At 26.8% G+C, this 15,914-nt stretch carries 19 protein-coding genes; 5 read left to right on the forward strand and 14 right to left on the reverse strand.

The genetic code is table 11. The features are described 5' to 3' along the window. The first annotated feature begins 3 nt into the window (after positions 1-3). A complete protein-coding gene (locus AC5LG6_RS03720) occupies positions 4-603 on the forward strand; it encodes a FlgO family outer membrane protein (RefSeq protein WP_066167557.1) in 600 nt (199 codons plus the stop codon). Here AC5LG6_RS03720 and recJ read toward each other — a convergent pair. From recJ to ccoG, 3 genes are all read right to left on the reverse strand, one after another. Next, positions 598-2,163, reverse strand: coding sequence for a single-stranded-DNA-specific exonuclease RecJ (gene recJ / locus AC5LG6_RS03725; RefSeq protein WP_141047913.1), 1,566 nt, complete (start codon positions 2,161-2,163; stop codon positions 598-600). The two genes, AC5LG6_RS03720 and recJ, sit on opposite strands and share 6 nt — an antisense overlap. Further along, positions 2,163-3,779, reverse strand: a complete 1,617-nt coding sequence (gene pyrG / locus AC5LG6_RS03730; RefSeq protein WP_066156690.1) for a CTP synthase — start codon at positions 3,777-3,779, stop codon at positions 2,163-2,165. Before pyrG ends, recJ begins: the two co-directional genes overlap by 1 nt. 110 nt (positions 3,780-3,889) lie before the next feature. Next, entirely contained in the window at positions 3,890-5,275 is a 1,386-nt protein-coding gene (ccoG, locus tag AC5LG6_RS03735; RefSeq protein ID WP_066220915.1) for a cytochrome c oxidase accessory protein CcoG, read from the reverse strand. 208 nt (positions 5,276-5,483) lie between these two features. Here ccoG and AC5LG6_RS03740 point away from each other — a divergent pair, with 208 nt between their 5' ends. After that, entirely contained in the window at positions 5,484-6,500 is a 1,017-nt protein-coding gene (locus AC5LG6_RS03740) for a thioredoxin family protein (protein ID WP_498585732.1), read from the forward strand. Between the two features lie 23 nt (positions 6,501-6,523). Here the strand turns inward: AC5LG6_RS03740 and coaE are convergent, their stop codons facing one another. Further along, positions 6,524-7,126 carry a dephospho-CoA kinase gene (gene coaE / locus AC5LG6_RS03745; RefSeq protein ID WP_434270079.1) on the reverse strand — a complete coding sequence of 201 codons (603 nt, stop codon included), beginning with the start codon at positions 7,124-7,126 and terminating at the stop codon, positions 6,524-6,526. Between the two features lies 1 nt (position 7,127). After that, on the reverse strand, positions 7,128-7,676 hold the full coding sequence (locus tag AC5LG6_RS03750; RefSeq protein ID WP_066220923.1) for a class I SAM-dependent methyltransferase: 549 nt from the start codon (positions 7,674-7,676) through the stop codon (positions 7,128-7,130). Between the two features lie 96 nt (positions 7,677-7,772). Between AC5LG6_RS03750 and purM the strand changes: the two genes are divergently transcribed. After that, entirely contained in the window at positions 7,773-8,768 is a 996-nt protein-coding gene (gene purM / locus AC5LG6_RS03755) for a phosphoribosylformylglycinamidine cyclo-ligase (RefSeq protein WP_498585733.1), read from the forward strand. 37 nt (positions 8,769-8,805) lie between these two features. Here the strand turns inward: purM and AC5LG6_RS03760 are convergent, their stop codons facing one another. Genes AC5LG6_RS03760 through AC5LG6_RS03800 form a run of 9 tightly spaced genes read right to left on the reverse strand, consistent with a single transcriptional unit; the run spans position 8,806 to position 13,824 of the window. Beyond that, positions 8,806-9,831: a glyceraldehyde 3-phosphate dehydrogenase NAD-binding domain-containing protein gene (locus tag AC5LG6_RS03760; protein WP_498585734.1), complete on the reverse strand. Its 1,026-nt coding sequence runs from the start codon at positions 9,829-9,831 to the stop codon at positions 8,806-8,808. A 15-nt stretch (positions 9,832-9,846) separates the two neighbouring features. Beyond that, positions 9,847-10,038 carry a YwbE family protein gene (locus tag AC5LG6_RS03765; protein ID WP_066156723.1) on the reverse strand — a complete coding sequence of 64 codons (192 nt, stop codon included), beginning with the start codon at positions 10,036-10,038 and terminating at the stop codon, positions 9,847-9,849. 30 nt (positions 10,039-10,068) lie between these two features. Continuing rightward, complete coding sequence (locus AC5LG6_RS03770) at positions 10,069-10,434, reverse strand: type II toxin-antitoxin system VapC family toxin (protein WP_082762514.1); 366 nt, start codon at positions 10,432-10,434, stop codon at positions 10,069-10,071. Next, positions 10,425-10,631 carry a hypothetical protein gene (locus tag AC5LG6_RS03775; RefSeq protein ID WP_066405240.1) on the reverse strand — a complete coding sequence of 69 codons (207 nt, stop codon included), beginning with the start codon at positions 10,629-10,631 and terminating at the stop codon, positions 10,425-10,427. Before AC5LG6_RS03775 ends, AC5LG6_RS03770 begins: the two co-directional genes overlap by 10 nt. Positions 10,632-10,686: 55 nt before the next feature. Further along, positions 10,687-11,379 (reverse strand): pirin family protein, encoded by a 693-nt coding sequence (locus tag AC5LG6_RS03780; RefSeq protein WP_498585735.1) that lies wholly within the window; start codon positions 11,377-11,379, stop codon positions 10,687-10,689. A gap of 2 nt (positions 11,380-11,381) precedes the next feature. Beyond that, positions 11,382-12,152, reverse strand: coding sequence for a DODA-type extradiol aromatic ring-opening family dioxygenase (locus AC5LG6_RS03785; protein WP_498585736.1), 771 nt, complete (start codon positions 12,150-12,152; stop codon positions 11,382-11,384). Positions 12,153-12,170: 18 nt separating this feature from the next. Continuing rightward, a complete protein-coding gene (locus tag AC5LG6_RS03790; RefSeq protein ID WP_066220937.1) occupies positions 12,171-12,722 on the reverse strand; it encodes a YceI family protein in 552 nt (183 codons plus the stop codon). Between the two features lie 2 nt (positions 12,723-12,724). Continuing rightward, positions 12,725-13,183 carry a MarR family winged helix-turn-helix transcriptional regulator gene (locus AC5LG6_RS03795; RefSeq protein ID WP_187471735.1) on the reverse strand — a complete coding sequence of 153 codons (459 nt, stop codon included), beginning with the start codon at positions 13,181-13,183 and terminating at the stop codon, positions 12,725-12,727. A 50-nt stretch (positions 13,184-13,233) separates the two neighbouring features. After that, positions 13,234-13,824: a YceI family protein gene (locus AC5LG6_RS03800; protein WP_066220944.1), complete on the reverse strand. Its 591-nt coding sequence runs from the start codon at positions 13,822-13,824 to the stop codon at positions 13,234-13,236. Positions 13,825-13,953: 129 nt separating this feature from the next. Here AC5LG6_RS03800 and AC5LG6_RS03805 point away from each other — a divergent pair, with 129 nt between their 5' ends. Together AC5LG6_RS03805 and AC5LG6_RS03810 are read left to right on the forward strand one after the other, a co-directional pair. Further along, on the forward strand, positions 13,954-15,060 hold the full coding sequence (locus AC5LG6_RS03805; RefSeq protein ID WP_498585737.1) for a pyridoxal-phosphate-dependent aminotransferase family protein: 1,107 nt from the start codon (positions 13,954-13,956) through the stop codon (positions 15,058-15,060). Positions 15,061-15,066: 6 nt separating this feature from the next. Continuing rightward, complete coding sequence (locus AC5LG6_RS03810) at positions 15,067-15,912, forward strand: ATP phosphoribosyltransferase regulatory subunit (RefSeq protein ID WP_066160349.1); 846 nt, start codon at positions 15,067-15,069, stop codon at positions 15,910-15,912. The last annotated feature ends 2 nt before the right edge of the window (positions 15,913-15,914 follow it).

Below are 15,914 nucleotides of genomic sequence, written 5' to 3' on the forward strand. Positions count from 1 at the left end.
TTTATGATTTTAAAAAAATTAAGAGTATTTAGATTTTATCTATCTTTAATACTCTTAACACTTTTTTTAAGCTCTTGTGGAGCATATAAAGACCCAATTTCAAAAAATACAAATTTTGATTCAATGTTAAACGATATGGTAAAAAAATCAGCTATGAAGATAAAGAAAAATGTAGCTTACGATGAGGTTGTTTTGGTATCAGATTTTGTAAATCTTGATAATTTAAAAAATAGATCTCAACTTGGTTTTTTACTATCAAATCTTTTAAAAGATAGATTATCATCTTTAGATGTTATTGTAAAAGAGATAGAACTAGGAAAAGAGTTTGAATTTGGACCATCTGGGTTTAATCTTTTAACTAGAGAAAAAAATAGAATTTTAAGTGATAATGTAAAATCAAGATATGCAGTTGTTGGAACTTACTCTATTTCTAATAAAAGCTTAAATCTTTTTATAAAATTAATAGATATAAATAGTGGAAATATACTTAGCTCATCTTTTGCTAGAACAGATTTAGATAGTGAAATATTAGATCTTGAGGGAATATCTCAAAATCGAGATATGGAATTTAGAAATAGTATTAGAAGACCTATGGTCTTATAAAAAATCTTGAATTAAAAAAGTTGGAGTAACTACTCCTCTAAACTCATTTTTTGAAATTGATATTATCAAATCCAATCTATTATTTAAATTTGTATTTGAGTTAAAAAACTTCAAAGCTTCAAAAACAAATCCATCACTACTTAAAGTTAATTTTAGATGATTTTTATCTTTACCTATTAGTTCTGATTTTATAAGATTTGCATTTGAAACTTTAAAAAATGGTCTATCATTTTCAAGTCCATAAGGTTCAAAACTTTCAATAATAGATATAAACTCCAAATCTACACTACTAACATCAAGTTCACCCAAAGTTATAAACTCATTGTGCAATATATCATCTGATTTTTCTAGCTCTTTGTTTATTATTTCTTTAAATTCAGGTAGATTTTCTTCCAATAAAGATAGACCAGCAGCATTTTTATGTCCACCAAAACCTAAAAGAAGATGTGAAGCTTTAGATATTAAATCATATAAATTTATATTTGAGTTCGCTCTTGCACTACCTTTTGCAATACCATTTTGGATTGAAAATATAAAAGCAGGTTTTTTATAACTATTTGAGAGTTTTGAAGCAACAATACCAATAATTCCTTCATGCCAATCTTCAGCCCAAACAATAACAGCTCTATCCTCTTTATTTGATTTTTGCTCTGCTTCATTAGAAATTCTCTCTTGAATAGTTTTTCTGTAACTATTCAATTCATCTAAAACAGCTAAACTTTCATATGCGCTAGATTGGTCTTTTGATAATAAAAATTTTAATGCAACAGTTGCATCATCCATTCTACCAGCACTATTTAGTTTTGGAGCAATTGTAAATCCAATATCATCAGAAACTAAAATATCTTTTTTTAAGTGAGAATTTAAAAGTTTAAAAGCTTCTCTAGAAGAGTTTTTTATCTTTTTTAATCCTTGTCTTACCATAGTGTAATTAAGGCTTGTCATAGGCATAATATCTGCAATTATTGCTAAGCATAAAAGGTCTAAATATGAACTCATATTTATATCATAGTTCATCTCATTTTTTATTGCAGCACAAAAATACCAAGCAACTTGAGCTCCACAAATCTCTTTAAATTCAAAATTACAATCATTTTGTTTTGGGTTAATAATTGCAAGTGCTATTGGAACTTTATCTCCAACTGTATGGTGGTCTGTGATTATTAAATCAATATTCTTCTCTTTTAGTTTTAAAGATGCTTCATATGCAGTTATTCCATTATCAACAGTAATTACTAAACCACTATCAATCATATCAACAATTTTAACAGATAAACCATAACCATGCTCAAATCTATTTGGAATAATATAATCAACTTTTATACCCAAAGAGTTAAAAAAATCTATCATAATAGTAGTAGATACAATACCATCTACATCATAATCTCCAACAATAGTTATTTTTTCACCACTCAAAATAGCTTGTTTTACTCTTTTTGTAGCGATATTGATATCTTTGAAGTTATTAAAAGATGGTATAGATGCAAGTTTTGAATATGGATTATTCAAATGCCTTGCATTTAAGATTTCAAAAAGTCTATCCTTTGTGATTTTCGACATTATTTAGGAGAGTTAGCTTTTCTTACAAAATCCAAAATTATAGGATTTGGTGTCTCTAAATGAGATGTAAATTCTGGATGAAATTGAACACCTACAAACCAAGGATGGTCTTGTAGTTCAACTGCTTCAATAAGTCCATTTGATTCACCGCAAATAATCATTCCAGCTTTTTCTAAAGCCTCTTTATATTTTGGATTTGCTTCATATCTGTGTCTATGTCTTTCAAAATACTCTTTATTATTTCCATATGCTTTTTGTAGTTTTGAACCTTTTAGTGGTTCGAAAGGATACTCTCCTAATCTCATAGTTCCACCAAGAGGTGATTTACTAGTTCTTAGTTGTTTATTTCCACTTTGATCAATAAATTCATCAATTAAATATATTAGAGGATTTTTTGTTTCACTATCAAATTCAATAGAGTTTGCATCTTCAATTCCTAAAACATTTCTAGCAAACTCAATAATTGCAAGTTGCATTCCTAGACAAATTCCTAAGAAAGTTATATTATTTTCTCTTGCATATTTAATAGCTTCAAGTTTTCCTTTAACACCTCTTGCTCCAAATCCACCTGCAACTAAAATAGCATCTACATTCCCAATAACTTCATAAGCTCCTAAATCTTCAATTCTTTCACTATCACACCAGTGAATATTTATTTTTGTATTTAGATGAGCACCTGCATGAATTAAAGCTTCAGTTAAAGATTTGTAAGACTCTTTTAAATCAAGATATTTTCCAACAAAGCCAATAGTAACTTCATCTTGCGGAACTAAAATATTTTTTACTAAAGTGTCCCATTTCTCCATATTTGGTTTTATTTTGATATTAAAATGTTCTTGAAGAGGAGTTAAAATACCATCTTTTATAAAATGTAAAGGCATTTGATAAATAGATTGCGCATCACCAGCTTCAATAACAGCATTTCTGTCAATGTCACAAGATAGTGCTAATTTGTCTTTTAGAGCTTTTGGAAGCTCTTTTTCTGTTCTACAAACTAACATATGAGGAGTTATACCAATTCTTCTTAACTCTTGAACAGAGTGTTGAGTTGGTTTTGTTTTAAGTTCTCCTGCTGCTTTAATATATGGAACTAAACTTACATGAATATTCATAGTGTTTGATTTTGGAAGTTCGTGTCTAATAGAACGAATAGCTTCTAGGAATGGAAGACTCTCTATATCTCCAACTGTTCCACCAATTTCAATAATTAAAAATTCATTTCCTTCAGCAGCAGCAAAAATTCTATTTTTTATCTCATCAACAACATGAGGAATTACTTGAATAGTTTTTCCAAGATAACCACCTTCTCTCTCCCTTTTTATAACACTTTGATAAACTTGACCAGTTGTAAAACTATTTATTTTTGTTAAAGTTCTATCTATAAATCTTTCATAGTTTCCTAAATCAAGGTCAGTTTCAGCTCCATCAGCTGTTACAAAAACTTCTCCATGTTCTAAAGGGCTCATAGTTCCTGGATCTACATTTAAGTAAGGGTCAATTTTTAACATACTTACTTTAAATCCAGATTGTTTTAATATTGTAGCAATTGAAGCCGATGTAATTCCTTTTCCTAAAGAACTTAAAACTCCACCTGTTACAAAAATGAATTTTGTCATTAAAATACTCCGTAAATATTATTGAATTTTTAAAATATATAAGCTGTGATTTTATCTAAATTTTAATTAAGAAGATATTTAAAAATATAGAGTGCTATTGCACTCTATATTTATTTTTGAAGTTTATCAGATCTAGGGAAGAAGAAAGTAGCTTTTCTAAATACTTTTACTTTTTCTGGATCCTCTTTAGCATAAGCCTTAATAGTTACTGTAATTGGAGTATCTTTTAGATTATTATCTACTAAAAGTTTATCTGTTTCAAGAATCACAACTTTTTTTGCCATTTTTCCAGGACTTAGAGTAAATGGTTCAAATCTTGTGATTTTTATATCTGGATTATCTACTATTTCTAATTCGTAAGTTAGAGTTTTTGACTCAGTATTTTGGAAAAGTAATAAATAGTTATTTGATACAACATTTCCATCTTTTATCTTATAAAGTTCTGTATCTTTATTAACATTTAAAAGCATATACTCTTTTTCTCCACTCATAGCAAAAAGTAGAGCAAAAGTGATAGTAAGAGAGATAAAATACATAATTGTTGTTTTTCTAAGAAGTTTTGTTGGTTTATTTTCAACTATAGTATTTGTACTTGACCATTGAACTAAAGATGGTTTTCCAAGTTTTCCCATAACTGTTGTACAAGCATCTACACACTCAAGACAGTTTATACACTCTAGTTGTAAACCTTTTCTAATATCAATATGAGTAGGGCAAACAGTAACACAAGCTTCACAAGCAGTACACTCATTTGCAGGGTCTGGTAAATCTTTTATTTTCCAAACAACTTTTTCTTTATTTTCATCATATATTTTTCCACCTCTTTTTGTAGAGTAGATTGCTTGATAAGTATTATTATCATACAAAACAGATTGAACTCTTGAATATGGACAGATATATACACAGAAATCTTCTTTTAAAATAATTACATCATAGATTAAAAATGCAGCTATACTTAAAACAATTCCTATTAAAAACATATGTTCAAGTGGGTCTTGAATATATGCAAAGAAATCTTGAGGAGGAACAAAATACCACATAAAGTTTGATGCTGCAACTAAAGATAAAATAGACCATAAAATTACACCAACAAATTTTTTGATTTTATTTCCATTTTTACTTAAATCAATATCTTTTTGTTTATTTTTTATTCTTCTAAGTTTTAAAAGTGTTGATTCAATTAAATCTCTATAAATTACTCTAAAAATCGTCTGAGGACATGCCCAACCACACCAAGCTCTACCACCAATTGAAGTTATTGCAAAAATTCCTATAAATAGCAACATCAATAAAAATGGCATTAAGTATAACTCTTGCATATCAAAAGCAGTTCCCATAAGATGAAACTGTTTTTTATCAAAAGATAATAAGAATAATTGATTTCCATTTATTTGAATAAATGGCATTACTAATGATATTATTGAAACAATTGCATAAACAAAATATCTCTTTTTACGATAAGAAGTTTTTTTTACAAACTCATTTTTTTCGCTCATTTTAAATCCTTTTACATAAAAAATATTAAGATTTTATATAAACACAATTTATTCTTATAGACATTTATCATAAGATTAAATTATATTTATAGTAAATTTTATTTTATAAAAAGAATTCTATCATTTTTAGATTAAAGAATTCAAATTTATAGCTTTTTATAATGATAATTTGAATAGAATCATTATTATTTTAAATATAGGAGAGATTATGAAGTTTATATTTAGACGTTTATTTTTAATTTTTGTTGCAATATTTTTTGCTACAACTTTAAACGCAAAAGAGGGGAAAGTTATTGGTTCTTCAAATCATGAAGTACCTAGTTGGTTTAAGGATAGTTTTTTAGATATAAGTGAAGATATTGAAGAAGCTACTGAAAAGAATAAGCATTTTATGATATTTTTGGATTTTGAAGGTTGTCCTTATTGTTCAAAAATGCTAAAAGAGAGTTTTGAAGAAGATAACAAAACTAGCCAATTTATCAAAAATAATTTTGATGTTATTGAACTAAATGTTAAAGGAAGTCGTGAATTAACTTGGGTTGATGGAGATGTCTTAACTGAAAAAGATTTAACAGAAAAATTAAAAATTCAATACAGTCCAACACTTCTTATTTTTAACTCAAATAAAGAGATAGTTGCTAGAGTAAATGGATATAGAAATAGCAAAGATTTTCAATATATTTTGGATTTTATACAGACAAAATCTTATGAAAAAATGGATTTTACATCATACTTAAGTAAGTTAGATAAAAAAGATACATATATTTTTATACAAAATAAAATGTTTAAAGATTTAAATGATTTATCTAAAATAAAAACTCCTGTTGCAATTATTTTTGAGGATAAAAATTGTATTCAATGTGACCATTTTCACAATAAAATTCTAACAAATAAAGATGTAATTTATGAGTTTTCAAAATTTACAGTTATTAGAGTTGATGCAAATAGTACAAAAGAGTTAATTTTACCAACAGGTGAAAAAACTACAGCAAAATCTTTGGTTGAGAAAATAAATTTAGATTATAGACCAGCTGTTTTGCTTTATGATGATAAAAAGTTAATCTCAACAATAGATGCTTTACTTTTCCCTTTTCACTTCAAAGAGGTTTTAAGATATGTTAGTGGGAAACACTATATACAGTATCCAAAAACTTACTTGGATTATTTAAGAGTTAGACAAGATGAACTTTTAAAACAAGGCATAGATATAAATGTAGCAGAGTAAAAATTAGCTCCTAAGTAAAGGAGCTAATTTAAAACCTTTGATATCAAATTTTCTACTTCATTTTGAAGATGTTTTAAATCTTTTGAGTTATCTATTATATATGTACCCAAGCTTTTTTTCTCTTCAATATCCATCTGATTTGAAATTTTCAATATAGCCTCTTCTTTGCTTATATTATCTCTATTTTGCAATCTTTTTATTTGCAAATCTTTTGGAGTATAAATAACAATTGATTTAGAAATAGGGTAGTGCATCTTTTCAAAAAATAGAGGAATATCAACAATATAAGGTTTATTTTGTTCTTCAAAGAGTTTTGCCTCTTTTTCGATTTTCTGAAAAATTAGTGGATGAAGTAGTGCTTCAAGTTTTAGTTTATTCTCTTCATTAGAAAATATTATTTTACCCAACTCTTTTCTTAAAACTTTTCCATTTTCAACATATTGTTTTCCAAAAAGTTCTTCTATTTTTTGACTATTTTCATCTAATAGTTTATGAGCTATTTTATCAGCATCTATTATTAAAAAACCATGAAGTTTTAGAAGGTTGCAAACTGTACTTTTGCCAGTTGCAATTCCTCCTGTAAGTGCAATTGCATTTTTAAAACTATCTTCTTTTTTTTGTTTCATACTATCTTTTTGCAATACCTGTTAAATCTTTATGTTGTTTTGCTGGAAAAACAAAAGAAGCTATATGAATTTCACTTGAATAATACTCTAAATCATCAAGAAAATCTGCTCTTTGAAGATTTAAATCAGCCGTTGGGTGATATTTTTTTGAAGCAATTATTGAAGCTTGGTGTCCAAATCTGTAAGGCATTGCTATCCAGAATTTTTCACCTACTAGTTTTAAATCATCAATTAATCTATTATCATCTCTTGAAAAAACTTTTGAAGAAAATGCAATAAGCCCATCATCTTTTAAAATATCAAAAAGCTTTCCTACAATTTTTATATCTAGTTTTGTATTTGGTAAAATTACTACATCGTAAGATTTGTTTTCAATTTTTTCTAAATCGTTTAGTTCAATAAATTTGTAATTAGACTCTTTTTTATGTCTATCAAGCTCATTTATTAAATCACTATTTTCTTGAGATACTACTAAAATATCTTTAGCAAGTTTATGTGTGCAAAGTGGTATATGTACCATCATTTCACTAAATGTAATATTATCTTTCATTTTTCAATTCCTTAAAATTTATAAATAGTCTGCTATAATACCGAAAAATTTTTAATAAATCTTAAGATTTGAGAATATTACGAAAAAAGGTAAAAAATGGCAACAGTTAGTTACAAAGATGCAGGAGTTGATATTGATGCAGGAAATCAGTTTGTAGAGAATATCAAACCTTATGTAAAATCTACAATGATTCCTGGAGTTCTTGGAGGAATTGGCTCTTTTGCTGGTGCTTTTGAACTTCCAAGTGGTTACAAAAAACCTGTTATTTTAGCTGGAACAGATGGTGTTGGAACAAAATTAAAATTAGCAATTGATGCTAAAAAATTTGACACTGTTGGTATTGATTTAGTTGCTATGTGTACAAATGATCTGCTTTGTAACTTTGGAGAGCCACTATTTTTTCTTGATTATTATGCAACTGCAAAACTTGAAGTTGAAGAAGCAACTCAAGTTGTAAAAGGAATTGCGCAAGGTTGTATTAGAAGCGAGTGTGCACTAATTGGTGGAGAGACTGCTGAGATGCCAGGTATGTATAAAGAGGGTGATTTTGATTTAGCTGGTTTTTGTGTAGGAATAGCTGAAAAAGATGAGCTTGATAGAGTTGAAAGAGTAAGTGCTGGAGATGTTTTAATTGCTCTTCCAAGCTCTGGAGTTCACTCAAATGGATTTTCACTTGTGCGAAAACTTCTTTTAGAAAAACTTGGCATGAGTTTAGAGGATGATTTTCAAGGTAAAAAATTAAAAGATGTTTTACTTGAACCTACAAGAATTTATGTAAAAGAGTTTAAAGCCAACAAAGATAAAATAAATGCATTAGCACATATTACTGGTGGTGGAATTACTGAAAATCTTCCAAGAGTTTTACCAGAAAATTTAACTGCTGTTGTAGATAGAGCTAAAATAAAAGTTTTACCAATATTTGAATTTATGAGTAAACATGTAGAGCTTGAAGAGATGTATAGAACATTTAATATGGGAGTTGGAATGATCCTTGTTGTAAATCCTTCAAATGTAGATGCTATTTTAGCAAACACTGATGGTTATGTAATTGGTGAGTTAAAAGAAGGTAAAAGAAAAGTAGAGTTTATATAAAAACTCTTTTTTTAAAGTTAAAGGCTGGATTTTTTATCTAGCCTTTTTTTATATCTATATATTTTAAAATCTCAACAACTTTAGAAGCATATCCCCACTCATTGTCATACCATAAAAGTAGTTTTATCATATTTTGTTTAACTTCCAAAAATCTATGATCAACTATTGTTGTAAATTTCTCTTTTTTAAAATCACTTGAAACAAGTGCTTCAAAATTGTTTAAAACTATTGGAAATTTTTGATTTTTCTCAAACTCTAAAAAAATATTTTTTATCTCATCTTTGCTTGAAATCTCTTTTGTAAAAAGTGTTACATTTATAACTCCAACAGTATCTGTTGGAACTCTAAGAGAGTTTGAGCTTATTAAATTTGAATTAAACTTTTCTAGAACATAAGAGCAAGCTTTTATAGTAGTTGTTTGACTTGGAATAATATTTTGAGTTGAACTTCTTCCAAACTCAAAATTTAAATCAACATCTCTAGTAGCACTTTGAACGAAGCTTCCATCTAAAACTCTTTGATGATTTAAAAGCGGATGAATAGTTACAATATCACCGCAAAGAATCTCTTTTTTATCATCAATTATCTTTAAAGCAGGAAGCAATGCAGTTGCATTACAAGAACTTGTAGATATTATTTTATGATTTTTTAAATCAAGCTTTTCTTCATTTACACCCAAAACTATATTTATATCGGCATCTTTTTGAGGATGAGTTAAAATTATTTTATCTACTTTTAAATTTCTTAATATATTTAAATCAGTTTTTTGACCACTTGCATCAATTAAAATATCAACTCCATCTAAATTTAACTCTGATATATCTTTGTAGTTTGTAATTTTGATTTTTGATTTTTGATTTTGTATAAAACTATTCTCTATAACTTTAAATTTATCATTTAATTTTCCATAAGTTGAATCATAGTTTATAGAGTAAACTATATTTTCAACAGATGGATTTATCTCATTTATTGCTACAATTTCAAAATTCTCGTCATTTAAAAGCTGTTTTAAAATTGATTTTCCAATTCTACCAGCTCCATTTAAAACAATTTTTATACTCATAATTTAATCTTTTTTTTAAAGTATTTGCTGAACACGACCAACATCCCCGTTTTGTAATCTTACTTTTATTCCATGTGGATGAGTTGGTGAATTTGTTAAAATATCTTTTACAACTCCTTGAGTTAGTTTACCCGTTCTTTGATCTGCTTTTAATACAATATTTACTTTTAAACCTACTTTTACATCAAACCTTTTTTTCGGATCCATTTTTACTTCTTTCTATTTTAGTAGTTTCATTTATAAAAGTTTTAAATTATTTATAAATTTAAAATCTTTTTTGTTATAACTTAGCAGATTTATATTATTTATTATTGCTGTTGCTGCGATTAAACTATCAGGGATATCCAAAGAGTGGCTTTTTGCATAATCAAAAACTAACTTTTTAGATAAATCTGATATTTCCTCATTTATATTTATTATATGAAAGAGTTCTACAAATTTTTTTAGTTTATTTAGTTCTGTTTTATTGAAAGCACCATAATAAAGCTCCATAGCGCTTATTACACTTATATAATGAGTATTAAACTTTTGTACAAGTTCGATTGTTTCTTCATTGTTTTTTAATATTTCTATTAGAATATTTGTATCTAATATTACTTCCAAGCTTTTTCTCTTATATCTTTTAAAGTTATATCTCTATCTTGCCACAAACCTGCAAAATCTTTAAATTTATCTTTCTTCTCTGAGTTGTTTTTTTTAATATTTTGCTGAGATTTAATCTCTATATAATCAAGAGTTGCTAAAAAATTTAAAAAACTATCTTTTTTACTTTCATTTTTTATATTTAATGTAACTAGCATTTTTACTCCTTAAAATTGAATTAGTATATCTATTTTGAGATTAATTTAAAATATATTATTTTTTCATTTCTATAAATAAAATATGGCTTTTTGAAATAGGATTTATTACTATTTTATCTTCATCTGTAATCTCCATAGCATCGCCAAAATCCAATGCGACTCCATTTACAGTTGAACTTCCTTCAATTTGCACAAAATATACTTGTCTATCTTCTTTTATTTCAAACTCTAGTTCTTTATCAAATTCACTAACATAAATATTTACATCCTGATATATCTTTATATCACAATTTCCATCTTGACTTGAAACTATATGTAAAAGTTTATTATCTCTTTGCTCTTTTGTATATCTTTTTGAACCATAAAGTCGTGGAAGTCCTTTTTGTGGTGGGAATACCCAAATTTGAAGCAATCTTAAAATCTTATCACTCTCATTTTTTTCACTATGATATATTCCATCTCCAGCACTTAAGTATTGAACTTCACCTCTTTTTAAAGTTTCACTATTTCCCATAGAGTCTTTATGAGTAATCTCTCCATCAACAATATATGAGATAATCTCCATATTTTCATGAGGATGCATCTCAAAGCCAGTTTTTGCCTCAACTAAATCATCATTTAAAACTCTTAAAACTCCAAAATGTACATTTTTAGGATTTCTGTACTCTGCAAAACTAAAGTGAAAACGACTTTGTAACCAACCTAAATTTGATTTTCCCATATTTTGTTTTGGTAATTTTTTTATCATTTTTATACCTCTTTTTTATCAAAAATAAAACTTTCCATAGAGATATTTGAATATAATATCTCACTATTAAATGATTCGCCTTTTTTATTAAAAGCACTTCCAAAAGCTAAAAGCAAAGGGATAAAGTGCTCTAGCGTAGGATGATTTTTATAAAAATTTTTATCTTTACTTATATTTTTTAGTTCTTCAATTTTTCCATTTTCTACAATATCTTTAATAGTATCATTAAACTCTTTTGCATAAGTTTTAGTATTTCCATATCCCATCTCATTTAAATTGTGAGTAACTCCACCACTAAAAATAAGTAAAGCATCATCTTTAAATATTTTTAGTTTTTCACCTAAGTTTAATAGTTCATTGATGCTATAAGATATTGGAATACTAAGTTGAATTAGTGGAATTTCAAGTTTTTCATATATTAAAGATAAAACACTCCAAACTCCGTGATCATAACTAGTTCGGTTTTCATCTATACTTATATCAATACCTTGATTTTTTAATTTCTCTATTAGATTATTTGTTAAATTTATATCACTTTTTATATTGTATTTGAACTCATACAACTCTTTTTCAAAACCATAAAAATCATACATTAAACTATTTGCAATAGGATTTATAACTTTTAAATTTTTTGTTACATAGTGTGCTGATACTATAATAATATATTTTGGAGTATCCAAAATCTTTTTAAGATTTTGAATACTTTTTTTTGATTTTAAATCACTAAAAATAATATTAGGTGCTCCATGAGAGATAAATAAAGATGGATTCATAATATTATTTGACTAAAATTAATTAGTCAAATTTCCTTCAATATCAATATTTAATTTTACTTCATCACTAACAGCAACTCCACCTGTTTCTAAAATTTTATTCCAAGTTACACCAAATTCACTTCTATTTATTTTTCCAGTTAGTGAAAAACCTGATTTTTTACCTAGTGAACCACCATTTTCAAGATTTAATTTAATATTTTTTGTAATACCTTTTATAGTTAAATCACCATAAACTACATCTTTTTCTACTTTTGTAGATTTAAAACTTATTTTTGGGAATTTTGCAACATCTAGAATATCATCAGCTTTTAGATGAGCATCTCTTTTTTCATCAGCTGTATCAATAGAAGCAACATTTAATTCACCTTGAACACTTAATAAAGTATTTGCTTTTTCATCATATTCATAAGTCCCAGATATATCTTTTATTTTTCCAACAACATTTGTAACCATCATATGTTTTACTGAGAAACCAGCAGTTGAATGTGATGTATCTACACTATAAGTTCCAGCAAATAACGAGCTTGCTGTAAATATACTTAATAATCCTAAAGTAATCTTTTTCATTTTTAATCCTTTTTTTCTTTGTAAATTTTATTTAATAAATCATATAAAGTTTTTAATTCATAATCATCTAAAACATCTAAAAACTCACTTAGATTTTTTGCATGATTTGGAAAAATCTCTTGCATTATCAAACTTCCTTTTGAAGTTATTGATAAAATTGAAGATCTATTGTCATTTGGGTCTTTTTTTGACTCAATTAGTCCATCTCTATTTAAATTTTTAACAACAACAGTTGTATTTCCAGGAGTTCCCATGATAAGTTTTGTAATTGAACTTATATTTAAATCACCTTTATGGTATAGAACTTCTAAAACTTTAAATTGATTAAATGTAAGGTTGTGCTTTGATAAAAAAAGTTCAGTCTTGTTATTTAAAATGTGAGCAACTCTTAAGAGCCTCATAACTGTTTTCATTGATTTATCAGTTTTTTCACCATAAGATTTTAAACTTTTTTCTTTCATAAAGACTCCTTAGGTGAAAGTATATTACTAATTAGTATTAAAAGTCAATACTATTTTTTTGTTTTCTCTTTTGCATGTTGAAAAATTAAATCATTTTGTAAAGTTGCTTCGATATCTATGCTAACTTTAATATCATTTGATACAGCACTACTTCCAAAATTTTCTAAAACATCCCAAAAGAGATCAAAAGAACTTCTTTTTAAAGTTGTACTCATTGTCACATAAAGTTTATCAAGAAAGATGCCACTATTTTCAATATCAAATTCGACACTTCTTTTTACACCATTTATTGTTATATCACCAAAAACTTTATCATCACTTATTTTTTCAGCAATAAATTCAATTTCTGGGTATTTTTTGCTATTTAAGATTTTTTCACTTATTATTAAAGATGTTAATTCACCATTTTGTGTTGATACTGAGTCTGTATCCACAGAACCTTTTATTGATTTTATTATGTTTTCTTTTTCATCAAAAATTATCAATCCACTAATATCTTGAAAGCTTCCATCAACTATATTTGTTTTTTGGTATGTTAGTTGAAAATTTGCTTTTGAGTTTTTACTATTTACCACAAACTCTTTTGCATAAAGAAAAGGAGTTAATAATAGTATTGATAATAAGATTTTTGTTGCTTTCATTTTTTACCTTATAAAATTAATCGTGCAATTATATCTAATAAAACATATTTTAACCATTTAATAATCTTTTTTTAGCTAAAATATTCCGTTTTACTGAAATATGAAATATTTATAATAAGGATAATTAATATGTTATTAACACCAGGACCAACTCCTGTACCAGAATTTGCAAGAAAAGCTATGAGCGATATTACAATACATCATAGAACAAAAGAGTTTGAAGCAATTTTTGAGAGAACTAGAAATCTTTTAATAGAAATTTATAATATGCCAGAAGTTTTAATGCTAGCTTCAAGTGGAACAGGAGCTATGGAGGCTTGTGTAACTAATTTTACTAGAAAAAAAGCACTTACAGTTAATTCTGGAAAATTTGGAGAGAGATTTGGAAAAATCTGTAAAGCGTTTAATATAGATTATACTGAAATAAAAAATGAGTGGAATACTGCTGTTAGCGTTGAAGATGTTATAAATGAAATCAAAAATGATTCAAATATCGATGCTATATTTATTCAAATATGTGAAAGTGCTGGAGGATTAAGGCATCCTGTTGAAGAAATAGCAAAAGAAGTTAAAAAAATTAATCCAGAAATAATAGTTGTAGCGGATGGAATTACAGCTTTAGGTGTTGAAAAAATAGATGTTACAAATATTGATGCACTTATTACTGGAAGTCAAAAAGCATTTATGCTTCCTCCAGGTCTTGCAATGATTGGATTATCACAAAAAGCAATTGAAAAAATAGAAGAAAAATCAGCTGGATATTATTTCAATCTTGCAACTGAGTTAAAAAATCAAAGAAAAAATACAACGGCTTGGACAGCAGCAACTACATTAATTATGGGATTAGAAGCTATTTTAGTTGAATTAAAAAAAGTAGGATTTGATAATTTATATAGTAAAACAGCTTTAAGAGCAAAAGCAACTCAAGAAGCGTTAAAAGCAATAGGATTTGAAATTTATCCAAAAAATCCTGCAAATGCTATGACAACTGTTTATACAGAACAATCAAATGAGATTCGAAAACTTTTAAAAACAAAATACAATGTTGATATTGCAGGTGGTCAAGATCACTTAGCTGGAAAAATATTTAGAATTAATCATATGGGTTTAGTTGAAGATTTTGAAGCATCTTGGGCTGTTAATGCTATTGAGCTGGTTATGGATGAGTTAAAAATTAGAACATTTGATGGAACTGCAAACAGAGTTTTTGCTCAGACATTTTATAAAGGAAATTAATCAATTATGATTTTTGAACACGAAATTCCAAAAGGTAGCCGTCTTTATTTTGGTAAAACAGCAAAAGCAAAAAGAGTTTTAGAAAATAGAGTTTGTGATATTTTGGAAGATAATGGTTTTGAAGAGATTCTAACACCAAATTTTTCATATTCGCAACATCAATCAATAACAGATGAAAAAAAACTAATTAAATTTTCAGATGAAGAGAATGAGCAAGTATCTTTAAGGGCTGACTCAACTTTAGATGTTGTAAGAATTATTACAAAAAGATTAGGAAGAACTACAAAACAAAAAAAATGGTTCTATATCCAACCTGTTTTTTCATATCCTAGTTGTGAGGATTATCAAATAGGTTGTGAGTGGATAGAACACGACAATATAAGTGATATACTAAATTTAACAGCTAATATTTTAAAAGCTTTAAATATAGAGCCAATTTTACAAATATCAAATATAAAAATTCCAAGAATTTTAGCAAAAGAGTTAAATATTGATATTGAACTTCTTAAAAATGGTGATATCTCTAAGCTATTAGAGTTAAAAATATCTTGGCTTGATAAACTTTTAAGAGTTCAGGATATAAAAAGTTTAGAAGAGGCTATAAAATTAGTTCCAGATATTTTAAAAGATGAGTTACAAAAACTTTTAAAAAAATCTTTAGAGGTAGATTACTCAAATATAATAATAGCTCCATTATATTATGGAAGCTTAAAATATTATAATGATATTTATTACAGAGTAATAGAGAAAAATTTTGTTTTATGTAGAGGTGGAATGTATGAAGCTGATGGAATTAGCTCATTAGGTTTTGCACTATACACAGATAATTTATTAAAAATGATAGAAGGATAGTT

The sequence above is a fragment of the Arcobacter thermotolerans genome (genome assembly GCF_983172305.1).

What these genes read in the sequence shown, in the direction of transcription:
- AC5LG6_RS03775 (WP_066405240.1), bottom strand. Translation starts at nt 10,631, where the DNA reads ATGCTAGTTACATTAAATATAAAAAATGAAAGTAAAAAAGATAGTTTT.
- AC5LG6_RS03750 (WP_066220923.1), bottom strand. Translation starts at nt 7,676, where the DNA reads ATGAAAGATAATATTACATTTAGTGAAATGATGGTACATATACCACTT.
- AC5LG6_RS03740 (WP_498585732.1), top strand. Translation starts at nt 5,484, where the DNA reads ATGAAGTTTATATTTAGACGTTTATTTTTAATTTTTGTTGCAATATTT.
- AC5LG6_RS03785 (WP_498585736.1), bottom strand. Translation starts at nt 12,152, where the DNA reads ATGAATCCATCTTTATTTATCTCTCATGGAGCACCTAATATTATTTTT.
- purM (WP_498585733.1), top strand. Translation starts at nt 7,773, where the DNA reads ATGGCAACAGTTAGTTACAAAGATGCAGGAGTTGATATTGATGCAGGA.
- AC5LG6_RS03795 (WP_187471735.1), bottom strand. Translation starts at nt 13,183, where the DNA reads ATGAAAGAAAAAAGTTTAAAATCTTATGGTGAAAAAACTGATAAATCA.
- AC5LG6_RS03760 (WP_498585734.1), bottom strand. Translation starts at nt 9,831, where the DNA reads ATGAGTATAAAAATTGTTTTAAATGGAGCTGGTAGAATTGGAAAATCA.
- coaE (WP_434270079.1), bottom strand. Translation starts at nt 7,126, where the DNA reads ATGAAACAAAAAAAAGAAGATAGTTTTAAAAATGCAATTGCACTTACA.
- AC5LG6_RS03780 (WP_498585735.1), bottom strand. Translation starts at nt 11,379, where the DNA reads ATGATAAAAAAATTACCAAAACAAAATATGGGAAAATCAAATTTAGGT.
- AC5LG6_RS03805 (WP_498585737.1), top strand. Translation starts at nt 13,954, where the DNA reads ATGTTATTAACACCAGGACCAACTCCTGTACCAGAATTTGCAAGAAAA.
- AC5LG6_RS03800 (WP_066220944.1), bottom strand. Translation starts at nt 13,824, where the DNA reads ATGAAAGCAACAAAAATCTTATTATCAATACTATTATTAACTCCTTTT.
- AC5LG6_RS03765 (WP_066156723.1), bottom strand. Translation starts at nt 10,038, where the DNA reads ATGGATCCGAAAAAAAGGTTTGATGTAAAAGTAGGTTTAAAAGTAAAT.
- AC5LG6_RS03790 (WP_066220937.1), bottom strand. Translation starts at nt 12,722, where the DNA reads ATGAAAAAGATTACTTTAGGATTATTAAGTATATTTACAGCAAGCTCG.
- AC5LG6_RS03720 (WP_066167557.1), top strand. Translation starts at nt 4, where the DNA reads ATGATTTTAAAAAAATTAAGAGTATTTAGATTTTATCTATCTTTAATA.
- ccoG (WP_066220915.1), bottom strand. Translation starts at nt 5,275, where the DNA reads ATGAGCGAAAAAAATGAGTTTGTAAAAAAAACTTCTTATCGTAAAAAG.
- AC5LG6_RS03810 (WP_066160349.1), top strand. Translation starts at nt 15,067, where the DNA reads ATGATTTTTGAACACGAAATTCCAAAAGGTAGCCGTCTTTATTTTGGT.
- pyrG (WP_066156690.1), bottom strand. Translation starts at nt 3,779, where the DNA reads ATGACAAAATTCATTTTTGTAACAGGTGGAGTTTTAAGTTCTTTAGGA.
- recJ (WP_141047913.1), bottom strand. Translation starts at nt 2,163, where the DNA reads ATGTCGAAAATCACAAAGGATAGACTTTTTGAAATCTTAAATGCAAGG.